This window comes from Salinispora cortesiana (assembly GCF_000484695.1).
GTDB classification, from domain to species: Bacteria; Actinomycetota; Actinomycetes; order Mycobacteriales; family Micromonosporaceae; genus Micromonospora; species Micromonospora cortesiana.
This window is the reverse complement of sequence record NZ_AXVR01000116.1, coordinates 1-4,324: the sequence shown is the minus strand read 5'-3', so window position 1 is coordinate 4,324 and position 4,324 is coordinate 1. Positions and strand designations below refer to the sequence as shown.

The following is a 4,324-nucleotide window of genomic DNA, read 5'->3' as shown; positions in this document are numbered from 1 at the left end:
TGCAGTTGCGATCCCTGGTAGGGGCGATGAGGACCCCAGCGTTAAGTCCCTGGTCATGGGCCCTCTGACTGGCCAGTTCCGTGCTCAATTTGCAGCGAACCTCCGGTAGTGCAATCTACCTCGGCATGTCGCTGAACCGGCCAAGATCACAAGATATCTGAAGGGCTGGGTTGAGACCGCCCCCACTCCTGCCGCTGACCAGTCGTGCCGGGAGGGAACGTGTAGACGAGTACGTTGTCGTACGACGCGTCGATCGCTTTGTCGACGGCGCTCCGGAAGCGGCGGAGTTGTGCGTCGCTGAGGTTGCCTTCGAACACGCTGCGTTGGACGTGGTGCAGGTACTGGCGGCAGGTGCGCAGGATTCTGGGGTTGCGGTTCGCGGCGGTGTCGTAGACGACGATCACGTACACAGGTCACCACCAGATCCGGAACGGCTTGTACGGCTCGCGTTCCAGGCAGTAGCGGGCCAGTCGCAGCGCCTCCAGGTAGAGCAGTTCGTCGTAGGCGACCTTCCGGCCGAGGCTGCGGTGCTGGACCGTCTTTGCCAACTCATCGCGTACGGTCTGCACGACCAGCTTCCGGCCGTTTTCGCTGAGCATGGCTTGGTTGACGTCAGAGTCGAAGTGGTGAGGTTTGAGCTGGTCCCGGCCGGCCAGCCGCAGGAGCAGTCGTTCGGCGAACAGAGGTTTGAACACCTCGGCCAGGTCGAGGACTAGTGAGTGTCGCTGCCGCTCCATGGTGCTGTGCAGGAAGGCGATGCCGGTATGCAGTGGGGTCAAACGCAGCGCGGTCAGCATTCGGGCGTAGACGATGCCGTTGACGTATGAGATGAAGGCGTTGCCAGCGTTGCGCGGCGGTCTGCGGTGCCGGCCGCTGAGTTGCAGCCATCCGGGCAGGCGAGTGTCGAGCACCTGCCACGCGGAGCGGCGGAAGGTGCCTTCGGCGCCCATGAGTTGGCTGCTCGACTCCGCCACTCGCACCGATGTCTTCAGCGTGTCGTAGGGCTTGTCGAGCAGGTCACGGTCAACGACGCGGCGGACGTTGAACGCGGTGGCGATCACCAGGTCCCGGGCGATGGGGAGGCTGGCGTGCGGGTCGGTGGCGAGCTTGGCCTGGGCGATAACTGTCTCGCCGGAGGTGCTGGTGTCGCTGGTGAGCAGGGAGCCGGCGTAGTCGCCGTAGTGGCTGAGAAAGTGGAGGTTGACGCGATGCCGGTTGAACAGGGAGACGACGGCCGTGTTGATGTCAACGGTGGAGCAGGCAACGATGTCGCGCACGTCGGTGATGGGAATGTGAACCTTGTCGCCGGTTTCACGATCGATCACGAGGGACTGGTCCTGCCGTCGAATGCGGCAGGCGGTGGTGAGCCAGTAGGTGCGGCTTGCGGCTGGCATCAGTCACTCCAGCAGTAGTCGAGGAAGCTACATCCGCGGCAGGCGCTGCGGGTCAGTCGGGGCGGCGGGGTGTCGGCGGAGACGACGGCGAGGGCTCTGTGGATGTCGGCCCGAGCCTGTTCGACCTCGCTGGCGCCATAGACAATCTTCTTCGTGCGCCGGGTCTTGGGGTAGTGCAGGACCGCCCCTTGTGCCGGGACGTCGACTTCGTGCAGCTGGTGGCAGTAGTGGATGGCCTGTGCCTCGTCGGCTGGGGTGGGCCGGGTGGAGGACTTCACCTCGTGAACCCAGTGCTGGCCGCCCATGTGATCGAGTCGGGCTGCACCGAGGTCGACCGGTGCGTTGCGCTGGTAGGAGGTGTCGTGCACGGCTTCGCCCAGCTGCACGGCGATGTTGAGGTGTTCGGGGCGGATGCCTCGGGCGTAGAGCCAAAGCTGCCGTTGGCAGTGGTAGAGGTACTTGATGTGCACGCCACCGATGTCTGCTTCGCGCATCAGATGACCTCGCCGGGCTGATACCGGTTAGCCCCGACGGCCCCCCGGATCGCGGTGAGGCCCTGGTCAGGGCGGTAGTCGCCATCGATGATTTCGACGCCGAGGGATCGATCCAGGCGGCTCAGCCCGACTGCCCAGCCGGGCAGCGGGATAAGCCAGTCCGCAGCGAGCAGGCGGCCTTCGGCGCGGCAGGTGGTTGAGGTCAGCGCGGCCTCATATTCGGGCAGGTCTTCGAGCAGGACCGCTTCCGTGCCGTCGAACATGCTGTCGAAGGCATCGGCGAGGTGGCTGCGATCGTCGTACGGTCGCTTGAAGGTGAGGAAAGCCTGTTGGAAGTCGACACGGGCGGTGTCGACCTGGTGCCGCCACTTCTGTCCCCAGGTGCTGGCGTAGATCTCGTCGAGCCACTTCGTGGCGTGTTCCTCGTCCACGGCGAGGTCGGCGTGCTGGTGCAGGATTTGCATCGCCGCGTGGGTGGGTTCGCTGTCGTAGACACCGTCGGCGTAGTCGACCTGCCGGCCCTCGCCGCGGCGGGGGCCGAAGGACGGCTCGTGCACGACGACGTCGGCGGGTTCCCGGGCACCGGCCCGGTTGACCCGCCCGAACCGTTGCAGCAACGCTTCCAGCGGCGCTCCGGAGGTGAACAGCAGGTCGAAGTCGACGTCGAGGGAGACCTCCACCACCTGTGTCGCCACGACGAGGCCGGGGAACCGACGCCCGGAATGGGTTCGGTGAGCGCCGTACCGGTCGATGATTTTCCGCTCGACGCGGGTGCGGTCCATTCGCCGGAACCGGGAGTGCAGCAGGATGGCACCGTCCGGGCCATGCGCGGCGATGGCATCGGCGGCCAGGGCGTCGAACACTGTCTGGGCGTCGGCGACGTTGTTCGCCACCATGAGTACGGAGCGGCCTGCGGTCAGGTGAGCTCGGGCTTCCCGCAGGGCCTCCTCATCGGTGAGGTGGTGCGGGCGTAACCGGAGCCGGTGGCGGGGCAGGGTCAGGCCAGCCGGAGCAGTGACCAACTCGACCGGATCTCCGATGGCGTCACGGACCAGGTCCACCAGCACAGCCGGCAGGGTCGCCGACATCACCGCGACGCGACCACCGAGCCGCACCCAGATTCCCGCGCCGGCCAGGATGAACCCCAACCGCTTTGGGTCGTACGCGTGCAGCTCGTCGAGGACGAACACCGAGTTGGCCGAATCGAGCAGGATCCCAGCGTGCGCCGGCCCAGCCAGCGCCGCGCGCAGCAGCTGGTACGGCGTACCGACCCGGACGGTTTCGCGGAAGAGTTCGGTGGCGGCGCGCCGAGCTACCGCCTTGCGGGCGGCGTACAGCGGCAGCGATCCATCCGGGCCGGGGGTGTCCGGGTCAGTGCTGGCGGCTTCGTCGATCGCGGTGGCGAGGTGGTACGACGCGGCGCGGGAATGCGCCACGCCGACGAGTTCCCGGTCGCCGAGTACACCGACGAGGCGGTCTGCCATCGCGTTGATCGACGCCAGGTAGGGCAGCACGAGGAAGACCCTCGGTGCTCCTGCACCGGCGGCGATGAGGTCAGTGACCTGCCGGGCGGCCCAGAACAGGCCGGCCTCAGTCTTGCCGCTGCCGGTCGGCGCCCGCAGCAACAGATGCCCCCGCAACGCGCCGGACTGCTCTTGGTGCGGGTACGGCCGCCGGCCGTTCTCACTGAAACGCTGGCGTAGCCGTTTGGAAAAGCCCGGCCCGATGGGTTGCGTGACATGCAGAGTGCTGTGTGCCGACGACAGATGATCGGCAAGGGTGACGGCGCCCTGCAGCAGGATGGCGGTCAAGCCCTCATCGGCGGTTGCCCGGCGGCGACGCCACCGTCCCAGTACGTCGGTCAGCACCTGATGTGCTCGAGCCACGACGTCAGGGCCGGTCACCGTGTCGTCGGCACGGTCGGCGGCGAGGAGATGTCCCCCGGCGTGGATCAGCCAACGCTCGAGTGCCGCAGCCACTGCCGGGTCCACTGGGCCGAAACGCTCGCGGAAGTCGGTGCGGCCGCAGCCGCCGTACAGGGTCATGATCGACCGGAGGCCGGCCCCGGTCGGGCTGGTCAGCGGGCGGTGGTGAGTGACAACCGCCTCCGCCACCCACAGCAGCAGTCCACCATCCGGCACCAACGGTGGCAGGAAGCCCAGGGACAGCACTTCGTGCCGCTCGCCCCACAGCCCGCCGCCGGTCACCATGGCCTGAAACCCGGCAGGGACCTTACCGGCGTCGTGAGTCAGCGCGGCAAGCAAGGACACCGGCCAGAACCGTTCACCCAAAACCGGCTCGGTGACGGCGATCGGCCCGATCCGGCGCCGCAAGTCGACGGCCGCGCCCAGCGTGGCATCCAAGTGCTCGATGAGCAGCTCAGCTGGGCGTCCCGACCGGGCACTCTTGGCCAGGACGCGGTCGAGAACCTGGTCC

4 protein-coding genes are annotated in these 4,324 nt (G+C 67.3%); all 4 read right to left on the bottom strand.

Annotated elements, in window-relative coordinates:
* Positions 1-146 precede the first annotated feature (146 nt).
* Complete coding sequence (gene cas2 / locus K228_RS0123945; protein ID WP_025620649.1) at positions 147-410, bottom strand: CRISPR-associated endonuclease Cas2; 264 nt, start codon at positions 408-410, stop codon at positions 147-149.
* 3 nt (positions 411-413) lie between these two features.
* Complete coding sequence (gene cas1b, locus K228_RS0123940) at positions 414-1,394, bottom strand: type I-B CRISPR-associated endonuclease Cas1b (protein ID WP_025620648.1); 981 nt, start codon at positions 1,392-1,394, stop codon at positions 414-416.
* The gene (locus tag K228_RS0123935; protein WP_025620647.1) at positions 1,394-1,888 is read right to left on the bottom strand and encodes a CRISPR-associated protein Cas4; all 495 of its coding nucleotides are present in this window, start codon (positions 1,886-1,888) and stop codon (positions 1,394-1,396) included. The genes cas1b and K228_RS0123935 overlap by 1 nt, the downstream gene beginning before the upstream one ends.
* The coding region (locus tag K228_RS0123930) for a CRISPR-associated helicase/endonuclease Cas3 (RefSeq protein ID WP_025620646.1) at positions 1,888-4,324 on the bottom strand (2,437 nt) is incomplete at its 5' end. The genes K228_RS0123935 and K228_RS0123930, both read right to left, overlap by 1 nt.